Genomic DNA, 15971 nt, shown 5'->3' with positions numbered 1-15971 from the left:
CTACCTCCTGCCCGCTACTCCCAGGTCATGAACGGCCGGATCTCCAGCAGGCCGTTGCGCGCCATCGGATGCTTCGCGGCGATCTCGATGGCCTCGTCGAGGCTCTCGCACTCGAGGATGTCGAAACCGCAGATCCACTCCTTGGTCTCCGCGAACGGCCCGTCTGTGACGTGACGCTTCCCGTCGCGTACCCGCACGACCGTGGACTTCGCCGGAGGTTCGAGCACCTCGCCGATCACGCGCTTCCCGCTGGCGTCGAGCTCGTCGACCCAGAGGTTCACATCCGATTCGTCCGACTCGGTGTCTGGGCTGGAGTCGGTGACCACGAACATCATGTACTTCATCGTTCATCCTTTCGCTTCGCGAACGCTTCACCCCCACGTCGAACGAGGACACCCGCTGATCGACATTCTGCAGCGAAAAAAGTTCGCGGGCCGGATTCGACTCAGCGCTGCGGTGCCGGACCGGTGGATGCGCGCACCACGAGGCGGGTCGGAAGGACGGTGGCCGCCGCGGGTTCCGGGCGGGATTCGATCTCCGCGATGAGCAGCTCGACGGCACGGTGACCCGTCGCCTCGAACTCCTGGTGCACCGTGGTCAGCGGCGGCCAGAACGAGTCGGACTCCGCCATGTCGTCGAAGCCGACGACGCTCACGTCCTCCGGAACGCGGCGGCCGTTCTCGTGCAGGGCGCGCAGCACGCCGAGCGCCATCTGGTCGTTGGCGGCGAAGACGGCCGTGATCTCCGGATGCGCTGCGATGGTCTTGCCGTGCTCGTATCCGGCGGTCGTCGACCAGTCTCCCGGCATCGGTTCCGGCACCGGACGGCCGGCGGCCTCGAGCACGGACCGCCAGGACTGCTCACGGCGGGTGGCGGAGTACGAGTCTGCCGGGCCGGAGACGTGCCAGACCGTCTCGTGGCCGAGCGCGAGCAGGTGCTCGGTGGCGAGCCTGGCGCCCTGCGCCTGGTCGGTGTCGACCTGCGGATAGTCCGCGCGGGCCGTCGAGTCGATGACCACCACCGAGAGGCCGGGCGGCAGTTCCACGTCCGCGCGGTCGACGATGTGCGCCTCGATGACGATGATGATGCCGTCGACCGCCTGTTCGAGCAGCCGGGAGAAGGCGACGGACACATCCTGCTGGGTGGGGTGCTCGACCGGAACGAGGTTGATCGAGTATCCGGCGCGGGCGGCCGAGACGGCGATGGCGTCGAGAGTGCGCATGTTGCCGTACGACGACAGCGTGAACATCACAACGCCGATGCTGCGGAAGTGCCCGGAGCGCAGCGCCCTGGCCGCGCGGTTCGGGCGGTAGCCGAGCGCCTGCATCGACGTGAGGACGCGGTCGCGGGTGGCGGGCTCGACGTTCGTGAGCCCGTTGGCGACGCGGGAGACGGTCTGCGTGGACACTCCGGCGTGACCGGCGACGTCGGCGAGCGATGGCCCCCGTCTGGCGCGGGTGCGTGCGCTGCTCGGCTCGGTCATCGCGCCGCCCTTTCCGTGAAGGTGTGTGTCGTCTGCTGAGCCAACTCTGGCAGATCCGGAACTCGGACTTGCGCCATGTTGACGTCAACATGCTAGTGTAGCCCCGCTGATGTTGACGTAAACATCGGCGTGACGACAAGGAAGACCACATTGACAACGACGTCCGCACCCCGTAGCGCAGCCCTCAGCGCGCCGCGCCGACGCCACCGTCGCGACTGGCGCGGCTGGGCGTTCGTAGCCCCGTTCCTGATCGTGTTCGCGGCCATGATCGTCGCGCCCGTGATCTACGCGATCTACCTCAGCCTGTTCCGGCAGCAGCTGATCGGAGGCAACGCCTTCGTCGGTCTGGAGAACTACATCGCCGTCTTCACCGACGCGAAGTTCTGGGAGTCGCTCGGTCGCGTCACCGTGTTCCTGGTGGTGCAGGTGCCGATCATGCTGGTGCTCTCCCTCACGGCGGCACTCGCCCTGGACAGCGCCCGCCTCCACGGCGCCGGCTTCTTCCGCATCGCGATCTTCCTGCCGTACGCGGTGCCCGGCGTCGTCGCCGCCCTCATCTGGGGCTTCATCTACGGCGACCAGTTCGGCCTCACCGCGAGCCTCAACGACCTGCTCGGCACCAGCTTCGCCCCGCTGAGCGGCTCCTGGATCCTCGGCTCCATCGGCAACATCGTCACCTGGGAGTTCATGGGCTACAACATGCTCATCTTCTACGCGGCGCTCAAGGTCATCCCGGGCGAGCTGTACGAGGCGGCCGAGATCGACGGCGCCGGCGCGTTCCGCACGGTGTTCAGTATCAAGATCCCGGCCGTGCGCGGCGCCATCGTGATCGCCACGATCTTCTCGATCATCGGCAGCTTCCAGCTCTTCAACGAGCCGAACCTGCTGAAGCCGCTGGCGCCGAACGCCATCTCCAGCTACTTCACCCCGAACATGTACGCATACAACCTCTCGTTCGCCGGTCAGCAATTCAACTACGCGGCCACCGTCGCGATCGTCATGGGCGTGCTCACCGCAGTCATCGCCTACGTCGTGCAGTTGCGCGGCTCGAGGAAGGAGAACGCCTGATGGTCGCCATCGCCCCCGAGCGCGAGGGCCGCACCCCGGCGCGGCGCGCATCCCGTGCATCCGGATCGTCGGGCGCCGCCCGCCGCAACCCGCGGCAGCGCCGGTCGATCGTGCTCACCATCGTCATGGTGATCTTCACGATCTACTCGATCGTCCCGCTGGTCTGGCTGATCGTGAACGCCACCAAGACCCAGCCGGAGCTGTTCTCCTCGTTCGGCCTCTGGTTCGGCAACGGGTTCTCGCTGTTCCAGAACATCGCGGACACCCTCACCTACCGCAACGGGATCTTCCTGCAGTGGTTCGGCAACACCCTGCTCTACGTGGTGGTGGGCGCCGGCGGCGCGACCCTGCTGGCGACCGTCGCGGGATACGGGCTCGCGAAGTACAACTTCCCCGGCAAGCGCGCGGTGTTCGCCATCGTCCTCGGTGCCATCGCGGTGCCGGGAACCGCCCTCGCCGTCCCGACCTTCCTGATGTTCAGCCAGGTGGGCCTGACGAACACGCCGTGGGCGGTCATCCTGCCGTCGCTGGTCAGCCCGTTCGGCCTCTACCTGGTCTGGACGTACGCGTCGGAGGCCATCCCGACCGAACTGCTCGAAGCGGCCAGGATGGACGGCGCGGGCGAGTTCCGCACCTTCTTCACCATCTCGCTGCGGCTGCTCGCCCCCGGCATCGTCACGGTGCTGCTGTTCGCGATCGTCGCCACCTGGAACAACTACTTCCTGCCGCTGATCATGCTGAGCGACCCGCAGTGGTACCCGCTCACCGTCGGCCTCGGCCAGTGGAGCGCGCAGGCCATCGGCGTCGGCGCGCAGCCGATCTACAACCTCGTCATCACGGGCTCGCTGCTCACCATCGTGCCCATCGTCATCGCCTTCCTCTTCCTGCAGCGGTTCTGGCAGTCGGGGTTGAGCGCCGGAAGCGTCAAGCAGTGACGGGAGACCGCTGCTTGCACCCGCACCACCCCTCCCACGGGCGTCCTGCCCAGCACACACCCTCATCCCGATGAAGTGAATGAAGTGAAAGGAACACCATGAAGCGCATCTCGCGTTCGTCGGTGCTTCGACGCGTCGCGACGGCCATCGCCGTCAGCGCCGTGATCGGCGCGTCGCTCGCCGCCTGCTCCGGCGGCACCGCAGCATCCGGAGGCAGCTCCTCCGACATCGAGGCGGCACTGAAGGAGGGCGGCACGATCACGTACTGGTCGTGGACCCCGTCGGCAGAGGCCCAGGTCGCCGCGTTCGAGAAGCAGTACCCGAAGGTGAAGGTCAAGCTGGTCAACGCCGGCACGAACACCACCGAGTACACCAAGCTGCAGAACGCCATCAAGGCGGGCTCCGGCGCCCCGGATGTCGCCCAGGTCGAGTACTACGCCATCCCGCAGTTCGCGCTCGGCAAGGCCCTCGTCGACCTCAAGCAGTACGGTTTCGACAAGTTGAAGAGCGACTACACGCCCGGCCCGTGGGGCTCCGTGAACGTCGGCGGCGAGCTCGTCGGCCTGCCGCAGGATTCCGGGCCCATGGCCATGTTCTACAACAAGACGGTCTTCGACAAGTACGGCATCGCCGTCCCGAAGACCTGGGACGAGTACGTGGATGCCGCCACCAAGCTGCACGCGGCAGACCCGACCAAGTACATCACCAGTGACTCGGGTGACTCCGGCTTCACCACCAGCATGATCTGGCAGGCCGGCGGGCGTCCGTTCCAGGTCGACGGCACCAAGGTGTCGATCAACCTCCAGGACGAGGGCACCAAGAAGTGGACGGGCACCTGGAACAAGCTCGTCGAGAACAAGCTGCTCTCCTCCGTTCCCGGCTGGAGCGACGACTGGTTCAAGGCGCTCGGCAACGGCTCCATCGCCACCCTCGTCACCGGCGCCTGGATGCCCGGTGTGCTCGAGTCGTCGGTGAAGGACGGCTCCGGCCAGTGGCGCGTCGCTCCGGTCCCGACCTACGACGGCACCCCGGCCAACGCCGAGAACGGCGGCGGCGGCCAGGTCGTGCTCAAGCAGAGCAAGAACCCGGCGCTCGCCGCCGGCTTCCTCAAGTGGCTGAACAACAGCCCGGAGTCGATCAAGGTCTTCCTGCAGTCCGGCGGCTTCCCGTCGACCACGAAGGACCTCGAAGCGAGCGACTTCCTCGCCTCTGCGCCCGACTACTTCGGCGGCCAGAAGATCAACGAGGTGCTCGTCGACGGTGCGAAGAACGTCTCGACCGGCTGGCAGTACCTGCCGTTCCAGGTCTACGCGAACAGCATCTACGGCGACACGGTCGGTCAGGCGTACTCGAACAACAGCGATCTGAACGCGGGCCTGCAGGCCTGGCAGAAGTCGCTGGTCGACTACGGCAACCAGCAGGGCTTCACCGTCACCGGCAAGTAAGCAGCACAGCACGACAGTGGATGCGGCCGGTCGCCCAGCGCGGCCGGCCGCAGCCACGGCACAAGCACGAACACCGGCGTCCCAGCGGGCGCGGACGACACGATGGAGACGACGGCACCGATGGCTACGGGCACAGCAGACACCGACACCCGGGACACGGGCACCCGGGAGACAGGGACCGCCACGGCGGAGCGGCCTGCCCGGTTCGAGATCGGCGAGCGCGACTTCCTGCTCGACGGCGAACCGTTCCAGGTGATCTCCGGCGCGCTGCACTACTTCCGCGTGCACCCGGGGCTGTGGGCCGACCGCATCCACAAGGCCAGGCTGATGGGGCTGAACACCATCGAGACCTACGTGCCGTGGAACCTGCACGAGCCCGTCGAGGGCACCTGGACGGCCGAGGACGGGCTCGACCTCGGCGCGTTCCTCGACGCCGTCGCCGCCGAAGGGATGCGCGCCATCGTTCGACCGGGCCCGTACATCTGCGCCGAGTGGGTCAACGGCGGCCTGCCGGCCTGGCTGACCGCGGAGCCCGGCGTCGGCATCCGCCGCAGCGAGCCGCGCTACCTCGCGGCCGTCAGCAGCTACCTGCGCGAGGTCTACGCGATCGTCGCCCCGCGGCAGATCGACGAGGGCGGCCCCGTCGTGCTCGTCCAGATCGAGAACGAGTACGGCGCATACGGCGACGACAAGGACTACCTGAGGGCGCTCGTCGACGTGACCCGCGCATCCGGGATCGTCGTGCCGCTGACCACGGTCGACCAGCCGCAGCCCGCGATGCTCGAGAACGGCTCCCTCCCGGAACTGCACCGCACGGCGTCGTTCGGCTCGCGTGCCGTCGAGCGCCTGGCCACCCTGCGCGAGCACCAGCCGACAGGACCGCTGATGTGCTCCGAGTTCTGGAACGGCTGGTTCGACCAGTGGGGCGAATACCACCACATCACCGCGCCGGAGGACTCGGCGGCCGAACTGGATGCGCTGCTCGCGGCCGGCGCGTCGGTGAACCTCTACGTCGTGCACGGCGGAACGAACTTCGGCTTCACCAACGGAGCCAACCACAAGGGCCACTACACGCCGATCGTCACGAGCTACGACTACGACGCCCCGCTCGACGAGGCGGGCAACCCCACGGCGAAGTACTGGGCGTTCCGGGAGACGATCGCCCGGCACGCGCCGGTTCCGGACGAGGTGCCCGTCGCCTCCGGCGCTGCGCCCGTCGTGACGAGCGCGTTCGACGCGGCGCTGCCGCTCGACGCGGTCCGCGCCGTCTTCTCCGGCTCCGTGGACGCCGAGCAGCCTCCGACGATGGATGCGCTCGGCCACTACGGTCCGTTCGCGTCCTACCGCGCATCCATCGACGCGGAGCCCGGCTCGGTGCTCACCGTCGGCGAGGTGCGCGACCGCGCCTGGCTGACGCTCGACGGCGTCCCCATCGGACGGCTCGCGCGGGAGAACAAGGAGCGCGCGCTGGTGCTCCCGGGCGGCGGAGAGCTGCACATCTTGATCGAGAACCAGGGGCGCGTCGACTACGGCACCCGCATCGGGGAAGCGAAGGGGCTGATCGGTCCGGTCGCCGTCGACGGGCGCGAGGTGACGGGATGGACCGTCGACCCGATCGACGTCTCCTCTTCTGCGGCGGTCGCTGGCATCGAGAGCGCGCTCGCCGCGGTGCGCGGCGAGGTCGTCGACGTGCTGTCCGGGCCGGTTTTCGCGTCGGGGACGTTCGAGCTGGACGAGCCCGCCGACCTCTATCTCGACACGAGCGGCTGGGGGAAGGGCGCCGTGTGGATCAACGGGTTCTGCCTCGGCCGGTACTGGTCGCGCGGCCCGCAGTACACGCTCTACGTCCCGGCGCCGATCCTCCGCGCAGGCACGAACAGCATCGTCGCGCTCGAACTCGAGATCGCCACGGACCCCGCGGTCCGTTTCGTCGCGCACCCGTCGCTCGGCCCGCTCGACCTCTAGCCGACGGCCCGCCGGGGCCCGACGGCCCCGCGCAGAGGTGGACCTGGCCGCCGTCGCCGATGACAGGCCGGCGGCCAGGGGTCGGTGGGCGGCTAGATGCCGCGAGCGAGACGGTAGTACGCCGCGTTCCAGCGCAGCGACTCGGTGAAGCCGCGGAGCGTGGTCTGCTCGTCGATGATCAGCAGCTCGGTCTCCGCCATCCTGGCGAAGTCCTCGAACGCCTGCAGGCCGACGGCGGTCGACATCACTGTGTGGTGCGCGGCGCCCGCCTCCAGCCAGGCCGTGGCCGAGGTCGTGAAGTCGGGGGCAGGCTTCCAGACCGCCCTGCCCACCGGCAGGTGGGGGAGCGGAGCGGTCGGTTCGACCACCTCGACCACGTTCGCCACCAGGCGGAACCGGTCGCGCATGTCCGAGAGCGCCACGACGACGGCGGGGCCGGGGTCGGCGGTGAACACGAGGCGTACAGGGTCGTCCTTGCCGCCGATGCCGAGGGGATGCACCTCGAGCGTCGCCTTCGTCGAGCTGAGCGCCGGGCTCACCTCGAGCATGTGCGCTCCGAGGATGCGCTCGTCGCCGGGGGTGAGGTCGTAGGTGTAGTCCTCCATCAGGGAGGCGCCGCCGGGGAGGCCGGCTCCCATCACGTTCGCCGCGCGCACGAGGATCGCGGTCTTCCAGTCGCCCTCCGCGCCGAAGCCGTATCCCTCGGCCATCAGACGCTGCACGGCGAGACCGGGCAGCTGCTTCAGCGCGCCGAGGTCTTCGAAACTCGTGGTGAACGCGCCGAAGCCGCCCTCTTCGAGGAACGACCGCAGGCCGAGCTCGATCGCGGCGCCGTCCCGGAGCGAGGAGTGGCGCTCTCCGCCGCGGCGCAGCTCGGGCGCGACGTCGTAGAGGTCCTCGTACTCGGCGACCAGCGCGTCGATGTCCGACTCGGCGGCCGCCGCGACGGCGTCGGCCAGCTCGTTGACGCCCCAGGTGTTCACCTGCACGCCGAACCGCAGCTCCGCCTCCGTCTTGTCGCCCTCGGTGACGGCGACGAACCGCATGTTGTCGCCGAAGCGCGCCAGCTTGAGCGAGCGGGTGGCCGCCCAGCCCGCCGCGGCGCGCATCCACGTGCCGATCCGGGATGCGACGTCCGGGTTCGACACGTGGCCGACGACCGTGGTGCGCGGAACGCCGAGCCGAGACTGGATGTAGCCGAACTCGCGGTCGCCGTGCGCCGCCTGGTTGAGGTTCATGAAGTCGAAGTCGATCTCGCCCCACGGAAGCTCGACGTTCGCCTGGGTGTGGAAGTGCAGCAGCGGCTTGCGGAGCGCGTCGAGACCGGCGATCCACATCTTCGCCGGGCTGAACGTGTGCATCCACGCGATGAGGCCGATGACGGCGTCGTCGGCGTTGGCCTCCAGGGCGATGCGGCGAATGGCGTCCGCGTCGGTGAGCACCGGCTTCCAGACGATGCGCACGGGGACGTCGCCGGAGGCGGCGAGCTGGTCGGCGATCGCGCGGGACTGCTCGGCGACCTGCGCGAGCGTCTCCGGGCCGTAGAGGTGCTGGCTTCCGGTGAGGAACCAGACCTCGTAGTGGTCGAGCGTGGTCGAGAGCTTCGGCATCAGCTGAGGGATCCTTCCGGGTTCTGTCCGTAGACGTTCTGGTAGCGGTGGTACAGGGCGTCGATGGCGTCCTGGGCGATGGGCACGAGCTCTCCGCCCTGCTTGGCGATGTGCACGGTGCGGGCGACGTCCTCCGTCATGACGGCGGCCTTGACTGCATCCCGGGCATCCCTGCCGATGGTGAAGACGCCGTGGTTCTGCATGAGCACGGCGCGCGAGCGGTGCCCGGTGAGCGTCGCGACGATGCCGCGGCCGATCGAGTCGTCGCCGATGATCGCGAACGGGCCGACCGGGATGTCGCCGCCGAACTCGTCCGCCATCGCCGTGATGACGCACGGGATGGGCTCGGCGCGCGCCGCCCACGCCGTCGCGTACGTGGAGTGGGTGTGGACGACGCCGCCCACCTCGGGCATGTTGCGGTAGACGTACGCGTGCGCCGCGGTGTCGCTGGAGGGGGAGCGGTCGGATCCGGCTGAGCCGGGGACGACGTCGCCGTCGAGCGTGCAGAGGATCATGTTGTCCGGCGCCAGGTCGTCGTAGTCGACGCCGCTCGGTTTGATGACGAACAGATCGGTGCCGGGGACGCGGCCCGAGATGTTGCCCCCTGTCCAGACCACGAGGCCGTTGCGGGTGAGCTCCGCGTGCAGGGCGGAGACCTGCTCGCGCACGGCGCGGACGGCGGGCGTTTCGGTGTACTCGGCGGATCCGGTCATGCTGCAGGTCCTTCCAGGGGCATCGCGTCGACGGCCGCCTGCTCGATGGCGAGGCCGGAACGGTAGCGGTCGAGGTAGGAGGCGAAGCCGGCGACGTCGTCGGGGTCGGGCGTGGTGGTCTCGAACGCGAAGGTGCCGAAGACGGCGGTGCGCAGGTAGGTGTCCAGGTCGACGGGGGAGTCGGACGCGGAACCGGTGAATGCGGCGAGCACCGCGATGCCCCACGCGCCGCCCTCGGACGCCGTCTCGGAGACGGAGACCGGCGCATCCAGTGCCCCGGCGAGGAAGCGCTGCGCAACGCCAGCCGTGCGGAACATGCCGCCGTGGGCGAACATCCTGTCGAGCGCGACGCCCTTGTCGGCGAGCACGCGCATCCCGAGTGCGAGGACGCCGAAGACGCCGTACAGCTGGGCCCGGACCACGTTGCCGAGGGTGAACCGGCTCTCCGGAGTGCGGACGACGAGCGGCCGGCCCTCGGTGAGTCCGGCGATGGGCTCGCCGGCGAGCGTGTTGTACGCGAGGATGCCCCCGGCGTCGCTGTCGCCGTCGAGCGCCTCGCGGAACAGCGTGTCGTAGACGGCGTCGGTGTCGAGGGCTGCCCCGGATGCGGCGGAGAACCGCGCGAACAGCCCGGCCCACGCCGCGAGCTCGCTCGCCCCGTTGTTGCAGTGCACCATCGCCACCTGATCGCCTGCGGGCGTCGTGACCAGGTCGAGTTCGTGGTGCAGGCCGCCGAGCGGGCGTTCGAGCACGACCATGGCGAAGATGCTGGTGCCGGCGCTGACGTTGCCGGTGCGCGGCGCGACGGAGTCCGTGGCGACCATCCCGGTGCCCGCGTCGCCCTCCGGCGGGCAGAACACGGCGCCGGGGCGCAGCTCGCCGGACGGGTCGAGGTAGGCGGCGCCCTCCGCGGTCAGCTCGCCCGCGTGCTCACCGGCGACGAGCACCTCGGGCAGCAGGTCGGCGACGCTCCCGGTCGGGAGGCGGTCGGCGGCGAGGGCGTCGTAGCGCGCGATCAGCTCGGCGTCGTAGCCCTTCGTGGACGAGTCGATCGGGAACATCCCGGATGCGTCGCCGACGCCGAGCACCGAGCGCCCGGTGAGCAGCCGGTGCACGTACCCGGCGAGCGTGGTCAGCGAGCGCAGCCGCGGAAGGTGCTGCTCGGCGTCGAGCACGGCCTGGTGCAGGTGGGCGATGGACCAGCGGAGCGGGATGTTCACGCCGAACAGTTCTGTGAGCTCGGCGGCGGCCGCTCCGGTGGTGGTGTTGCGCCAGGTGCGGAACGGGGCGATGGCCTCGCCGTGCTCGTCGAGCGGGAGGTAGCCGTGCATCATGGCGGAGACGCCGATGGTGCCGAAGGTCTGCGGGCGGATGCCGTGGCGGCGCTCCGCGTCGGCGACGAGGTCGGCGTATGCGGCCTGCAGGCCGGTGCGGACGGCGTCGAGGGAGTACGTCCAGACGCGGTCGACGAACTCGTTCTCCCACTCGTGCGAGCCGACGGCGAGCACGGTGGACGGGTCGTCGGCGTCGACCAGGCACGCCTTGATGCGCGTCGAGCCGAGCTCGATGCCGAGCGCCGTGCGGGCGGCGGCGATGGCGTCGTGGCCGGTTGCTGGACCGGTTGCTGGGCCGGTCGCGGCTCCGGGCGCGTGGCTGTTCTCGTGGTCCGTCATCCGTCTCCCTCACACCAGTGTGACCGGTCACATTGCTGCATCAGTATCGCCCGCCCGCTCGCGCTCTGTCAATCCGGGGTCGCCCGCGAACCCATCGAGTCCGGACTTATGCACGCTCCCCGCGGCGTGTCGCGTGCATAACTGCGGACTCGATCATCTGGGGGAGCCGGTGGAGGCGCGGAGGACGAGGGTGGGGGCGATGGGGGCGGCGAGCGGGGGCGCGGCGGACGCCGCGATCTCGCCGAGGAGGCGCGCGACGCAGCGGCGGCCCAGCTCGCGGAAGTCCTGCCGCACCGTGGTGAGCGGCGGCGCGAAGTACGCGGCCTCCGGGATGTCGTCGAAGCCGATCACGCTCACGTCCTCCGGCACCCGGCGTCCGCTCTCGCGCAGGACGTGCAGCAGCCCGAGCGCCATCTGGTCGTTCGACGAGAACACCGCCGTCACGCCGTCTCCGCCCGACCCGTCGAACAGCGCGGCGCCGATGCGTGCTCCGGATGCGGAGGTCCAGTCGCCCGGCTCCGTCACGATCCCCTCCAGACCGTCCACCGCCAGCTCCGCGGTGAAGCCGCGCTGGCGGGCGGCCGCTTCCTCCCACTCGGCCGGTCCGGCGAGGTGGGCGATGCGTCGGTGCCCGAGGTCGAGCAGGTGCCGCACCGCCAGTCGCGCGCCGGCGAACTGGTCGACCACGACGCCGTCCTCTCCCGGCTCCTGCGAGCCGTGCAGCGTGACGAACGGGACGCCGGGCGCCGCCGAGCGGAGCGCATCCACCACCGGGCGTTCGGGGGCGACGACCACGATCCCGTCCACCGCCTGCGCCGCCAGGTGCTCGAGGGCGGCGTCCACCTCCTCCGCGGTGGTGTCGGCGACGTGGGCGACCGTCACGAAGTATCCGGCGTCGCGGGCGGCCTTCTCGACGGCGTCGATGCTGCTCGCCGGTCCGAACAGGGTGGAGGCGGAGGACGCGAGCACGCCGATGGTCATCGAGCGCGCCGTGGTGAGCATCCTGGCGGCGCGGTTGGGGCGGAACCGCAGCTCCTCCATCGCGGCGAGCACCCGCATCCTGGTCTCGTCCCGGATGCTGGGGTGCTCGTTCATCACGCGCGAGACGGTCTGGCGCGACACCCCGGCGACCCTGGCGACGTCGCGCACGCCGGGCGCTCTGCTCTGGCCGTTGCTCTCCACGGTGAACACTGTATGGCCTGCAGCGGCGACCCCGGACCTGGAGGCGCGGAAGGTGGTTAGTGTAGCCTTACCTAAGTCCCGACCACCCGATCAGGAAGGCGCCTTGTGCCGTTGCTCGCACTCGAGAAGACCGACCGACCCGGCTACCGCCCGTACCGCGCGACCGTCGTCGGTGTGCGGCAGCTCAGCCCGAGCTTCGTCCGCGTCACCTTCGCGTCCGACGCCTTCGACACGTTCGGCACGGACTGCCTCGACCAGCGCATCAAGATCGTCTTCCCCCTGCCGGACGGCACGTTCTCCGACCTCGGCGCCGACAGCGAGGATGCGATGCTCGCCGGCGACTGGTACGACCGCTGGCGTTCCCTCCCCGACCACCTCCGCAACCCGTTCCGCACATACACGGTCCGCGCGATCGACCAGGATGCGCGCCTCCTCGACGTCGACTTCGTCTCCCACGGCGACGGCGGCCCGGCCGCCCGCTGGCTCGCAGAAGCGGCACCGGGCGCCGAGGTGATCGTGGTCGGACCGGACGCCCGCAGCATCCACTGCGGCACGGGCATCGACTGGCGGCCCGGCGACGCGAGCGACCTGCTCCTGGTCGGCGACGAGACCGCTGCCCCCGCGATCTCCGCGATCCTCGAAACCCTCCCGGCCGGCCGCCGCGCCCACGCATACATCGAGGTGCCGGATGCGCGCGACAGCCTCGCGCTCAGCCACCCGGCCGGATGCACGGTCACCTGGCTCGACCGCGCGGGCGGAGACAACGGCTGCCGCCTCATCCCGGCGGTGCAGGACTGGCTCGCCGCGCATCCGGAGACGGTCGCGGGCGCATCCGCCACCCGCGAGCAGCGACTCGACGACGTCGACATCGACGTCGAGACCCTGTGGGAGAGCCCGGAGCAGGCGCCGAGCGGCTTCTACGCGTGGATCGCGGGGGAGTCGTCCACTGTGAAGACCCTGCGCAGGATGCTGGTGACCGGCAGCGGCATCGACAGGAGCCGCGTGGCGTTCATGGGGTACTGGCGGCTGGGGAAAGCGGAGTCGTAGGCGCCGTGCGCCAGGATCGACGCATGACGGATACGAGCCGACGGGTTGTCGACCCTGTCACGCAGGAAGAGATTCTGGTGCCTCCGTCGCGCTCCGCGGACCAGGCGATCGCGCGCGCGGCGAAACTCCGGAACGGCGAACTGACCGTGATCCGGATGCTCCCGGAACACCTGGTTCGCTGGCCGCTCTGGATCGCGGAGTACGGGCCGGTGGAGCCGGACGCGGTGGGTGTCAGCCCCGGGCTGGCGGATCGTCTTGCCGGGTGGAGCGCCACCTGGGAACGGAACGCGATGAGCGGTTGGCCGAGCGCCGAAGAGGCCGCCGAATGGCAGGCCGACGGAGACGCGCTCGCGGAGTTGCTTGAGGAAGAGCTGTGGGAGTCCGCGGACGTGAGGCGGGACTTCCGGGCCTGAGAGCCCGGGAGTGGAGACACGGCGCCCAGGCGCCGCCCGCCCTCAGCCCCCGCTGCTCTGCTTGTCGGTGCCCGCGAACGTCTCCGGGTAGTTGCTGAGCCACGACCAGTGGCTGACCGGCCAGCTGACCACGAAGGCGCGGCCGACCACGTCGTCGAGGGGGACGAAGCCCTTGCCCGGGTCGTCCATGTGGTAGCGGGAGTCTGCGGAGGCGTAGCGGTTGTCGCCCATCACCCAGAGCTTCCCGGCGGGGACCGTCACGTCGAAGGCCTTGGCGGAGACGGCCTGGACGCCGACCGGGAGGAGCACGTACGGCTCTTTCAGCGGGACGCCGTTGACGCTCAGCTGGCCGAGGGCGTTGCAGCAAGTGATGTGGTCGCCCGGCAGGCCGATGACGCGCTTGACCAGGTGCTGGTCGCTGTCGGAGGCGCCGAGGCCGACGAAGTCGAGGACGGCGCCGACTCCCTTCTGCAGGGGGTTGGCGGTGCTGGGGGCCGGGGCGGGCAGCCAGCCGCCCGGATCCTTGAACACCACGACATCGCCGCGCTGCAGGCCGAACAGTTTCGGCTGGAACTCGTTGACGATGATCCTGTCGTTGATCTGCAGCGTGTTCTCCATCGAACCCGACGGGATGTAGAACGAGCGGACCACGAACGTCTTGACCAGGAACGACACCAGCACGGCCACCAGGAAGATGACCACGACATCGCGCAGGAGCGATTTCCAGGTCGACTTCTTAGCGCCTCGGCGCGGGGTGGCTGTGGTGCTTTCGGTCACAATCTTTCACCGTAGCGTGCCGACCCTGTGAGCTGCATCCGACTCCCCGGTACCCCGCTTTGGGACCCTTGTGCTGGGTGTCCGCCGGTGAGAGCATTCAGTCACGGGAGCGCCGGTCCCACCGGCCGCCCGCGTGACGATGCGAAGAGCTCCGAAACACGCTGAGCAGTGGTCACGACGCGAACGTCCGCGCCGCGGCGATCGCGGCCGCGGCCAGGCGAGCGCGGGCAGGATCGGCGCCGTCGCCGTCGTCGCACTCTCTCTGATCTTCGGCACCCAGCAGACGGCCTTCGCCGCGGGATGCGACGCCGACGACACCGGATGCTCGACCTCAACACCCACACCGGCGCCGACCCCATCGCCCACCCCCTCCACCGGCCACGGTGACCCGGACGACTCGACGACGAGCCCCACGCCGACGCCCACCCCCACCCCGAAGCCGACCGAGACACCAACACCAACACCCACGCCGACCCCGACTCCCACGCCCACCCAGACACCCACCCCCACGCCAACACCGACTCCGACCCCCACGCCCACCAAGACACCGACTCCCACGCCGACCCCCACCCCGCCTCCGACCGATCCCGCTCCCACCGACCAGGTCCCGCTCGAACCGTCCCCGGTCTTCGACAACGGCGTCACCCTCGACGATTCTCAGGTTCAGCAGGCCGCCCAGCTCGCGAGCGATCTGGCTTCCGCCCAGCAGACCCTCTCCGACGCCACAGAGGCGTCGCGCGGTGTGCAGCGCGAGAAGGACCAGGCCGTGGCCGCCGCTGACGCGCTCGCCGCCCAGGCGAAGGCGGCGAAGCAGCAGGCCGAGCAGTCCGCCGGGTTCGCGACCGCCCTCATCCGGTCGCAGGGGTCGCGGTCGCTGACGATGGACCCGCTGACCGCAGCGCTCGCCAGCCCGGGCAACCTGCTCGACAAGCTGGGCGCTGTGGATCGGTTCCGCTCGGTCACCGCCGACCGGGAGGCCGCGATGACCGCCGCGAAGCGCGACGCCGAGCGCGCCGCCGCCCTGCGCGACAGGGCCGACGAGGCGCAGCAGACGGCGGACGGCGTCGACCTCGACGGCAGCGAGCAGGCGGTCGCCGACGCGCAGGCGGCGGTCGACACCGCGGAGTCCGCACTCGCATCCATGCCCACGCTGCAGGCGGCGGGGGTCGGCTGGCAGGCCTTGGTGAACGTCCCCGTCGGCGTCACCGGCTGGGTGCTCCCCGTGCACGGGCCGCTCACCGACGGCTTCGGCCCTCGCCCGTCCCGCCCGGCCGGGACGGCGTTGTTCCACCCCGGCGACGATATCGGCGCCGGATGCGGGTCCACCATCGTCGCGGCGTCGGCGGGCACCGTCGTGGCGGCCGGGCCGAACGGCTCGTACGGGAACTTCGTGATGATCGACCATGGGGGCGGCGTCGATACCGCGTACGGTCACATCGTCGACGGCGGGATCGGCGTCACCGTGGGCGAGACCGTGCAGGCCGGGCAGCCGATCGCGCTCGTCGGCAGCACGGGAGCATCCACTGGATGCCACCTGCATTTCGAGGTGCGGGTGAACGGTCTGCAGATCGACCCGATGCCGTTCATGGCCGCCAGAGGCGTGGTGCTCGGCACCCGCTGAAACGCGTTCCTCCGTGTTGCCAGGGTGGTCTCGCGGTTT

At 70.0% G+C, this 15971-nt stretch carries 14 protein-coding genes; 7 read left to right on the top strand and 7 right to left on the bottom strand.

Translation table 11 applies throughout. The features are described from left to right. Nucleotides 1-14 precede the first annotated feature (14 nt). Complete coding sequence (locus HF024_RS13835; protein ID WP_168689929.1) at nucleotides 15-344, bottom strand: YciI family protein; 330 nt, start codon at nucleotides 342-344, stop codon at nucleotides 15-17. A gap of 101 nt (nucleotides 345-445) precedes the next feature. After that, on the bottom strand, nucleotides 446-1483 hold the full coding sequence (locus HF024_RS13830; protein ID WP_168689928.1) for a LacI family DNA-binding transcriptional regulator: 1038 nt from the start codon (nucleotides 1481-1483) through the stop codon (nucleotides 446-448). 150 nt (nucleotides 1484-1633) lie between these two features. On the opposite strand from HF024_RS13830, the gene HF024_RS13825 reads away from it, so the two are divergent. The 4 genes from HF024_RS13825 (at nucleotide 1634) to HF024_RS13810 (ending at nucleotide 6896) form a co-directional block, all read left to right on the top strand. Then, the gene (locus HF024_RS13825; protein WP_085371388.1) at nucleotides 1634-2551 is read left to right on the top strand and encodes a sugar ABC transporter permease; all 918 of its coding nucleotides are present in this window, start codon (nucleotides 1634-1636) and stop codon (nucleotides 2549-2551) included. Nucleotides 2552-2676: 125 nt separating this feature from the next. Beyond that, nucleotides 2677-3486: a carbohydrate ABC transporter permease gene (locus tag HF024_RS13820; protein WP_247597446.1), complete on the top strand. Its 810-nt coding sequence runs from the start codon at nucleotides 2677-2679 to the stop codon at nucleotides 3484-3486. A 98-nt stretch (nucleotides 3487-3584) separates the two neighbouring features. Next, nucleotides 3585-4931 (top strand): sugar ABC transporter substrate-binding protein, encoded by a 1347-nt coding sequence (locus HF024_RS13815; RefSeq protein WP_168689927.1) that lies wholly within the window; start codon nucleotides 3585-3587, stop codon nucleotides 4929-4931. Between the two features lie 120 nt (nucleotides 4932-5051). Further along, nucleotides 5052-6896 carry a beta-galactosidase gene (locus HF024_RS13810; RefSeq protein ID WP_168689926.1) on the top strand — a complete coding sequence of 615 codons (1845 nt, stop codon included), beginning with the start codon at nucleotides 5052-5054 and terminating at the stop codon, nucleotides 6894-6896. Between the two features lie 92 nt (nucleotides 6897-6988). Here HF024_RS13810 and araA read toward each other — a convergent pair whose 3' ends face one another. The 4 genes from araA to HF024_RS13790 form a co-directional block, all read right to left on the bottom strand. Beyond that, on the bottom strand, nucleotides 6989-8506 hold the full coding sequence (gene araA / locus HF024_RS13805) for an L-arabinose isomerase (RefSeq protein ID WP_168689925.1): 1518 nt from the start codon (nucleotides 8504-8506) through the stop codon (nucleotides 6989-6991). Continuing rightward, nucleotides 8506-9219: an L-ribulose-5-phosphate 4-epimerase gene (locus HF024_RS13800; RefSeq protein WP_168689924.1), complete on the bottom strand. Its 714-nt coding sequence runs from the start codon at nucleotides 9217-9219 to the stop codon at nucleotides 8506-8508. The genes araA and HF024_RS13800 overlap by 1 nt, the downstream gene beginning before the upstream one ends. Next, the gene (locus tag HF024_RS13795) at nucleotides 9216-10892 is read right to left on the bottom strand and encodes an FGGY-family carbohydrate kinase (RefSeq protein WP_168689923.1); all 1677 of its coding nucleotides are present in this window, start codon (nucleotides 10890-10892) and stop codon (nucleotides 9216-9218) included. Before HF024_RS13795 ends, HF024_RS13800 begins: the two co-directional genes overlap by 4 nt. 153 nt (nucleotides 10893-11045) lie before the next feature. Beyond that, a complete protein-coding gene (locus tag HF024_RS13790; RefSeq protein ID WP_168689922.1) occupies nucleotides 11046-12083 on the bottom strand; it encodes a LacI family DNA-binding transcriptional regulator in 1038 nt (345 codons plus the stop codon). A 96-nt stretch (nucleotides 12084-12179) separates the two neighbouring features. Between HF024_RS13790 and HF024_RS13785 the strand changes: the two genes are divergently transcribed. Next, entirely contained in the window at nucleotides 12180-13121 is a 942-nt protein-coding gene (locus HF024_RS13785; RefSeq protein ID WP_168689921.1) for a siderophore-interacting protein, read from the top strand. 23 nt (nucleotides 13122-13144) lie between these two features. Next, the gene (locus tag HF024_RS13780) at nucleotides 13145-13534 is read left to right on the top strand and encodes a hypothetical protein (RefSeq protein WP_168689920.1); all 390 of its coding nucleotides are present in this window, start codon (nucleotides 13145-13147) and stop codon (nucleotides 13532-13534) included. Nucleotides 13535-13576: 42 nt separating this feature from the next. Here HF024_RS13780 and lepB read toward each other — a convergent pair whose 3' ends face one another. Continuing rightward, nucleotides 13577-14311, bottom strand: a complete 735-nt coding sequence (gene lepB, locus HF024_RS13775) for a signal peptidase I (RefSeq protein WP_085371440.1) — start codon at nucleotides 14309-14311, stop codon at nucleotides 13577-13579. 139 nt (nucleotides 14312-14450) lie between these two features. Here lepB and HF024_RS19680 point away from each other — a divergent pair, with 139 nt between their 5' ends. Beyond that, nucleotides 14451-15932 carry a M23 family metallopeptidase gene (locus HF024_RS19680; RefSeq protein WP_210724094.1) on the top strand — a complete coding sequence of 494 codons (1482 nt, stop codon included), beginning with the start codon at nucleotides 14451-14453 and terminating at the stop codon, nucleotides 15930-15932. Nucleotides 15933-15971: the final 39 nt, after the last annotated feature.

This window comes from Leifsonia sp. PS1209 (genome assembly GCF_012317045.1).
GTDB lineage: Bacteria > Actinomycetota > Actinomycetes > Actinomycetales > Microbacteriaceae > Leifsonia.
The sequence above is the reverse complement of the archived record's forward strand: the minus strand, read 5'-3'. Positions and strand labels throughout refer to the sequence as shown.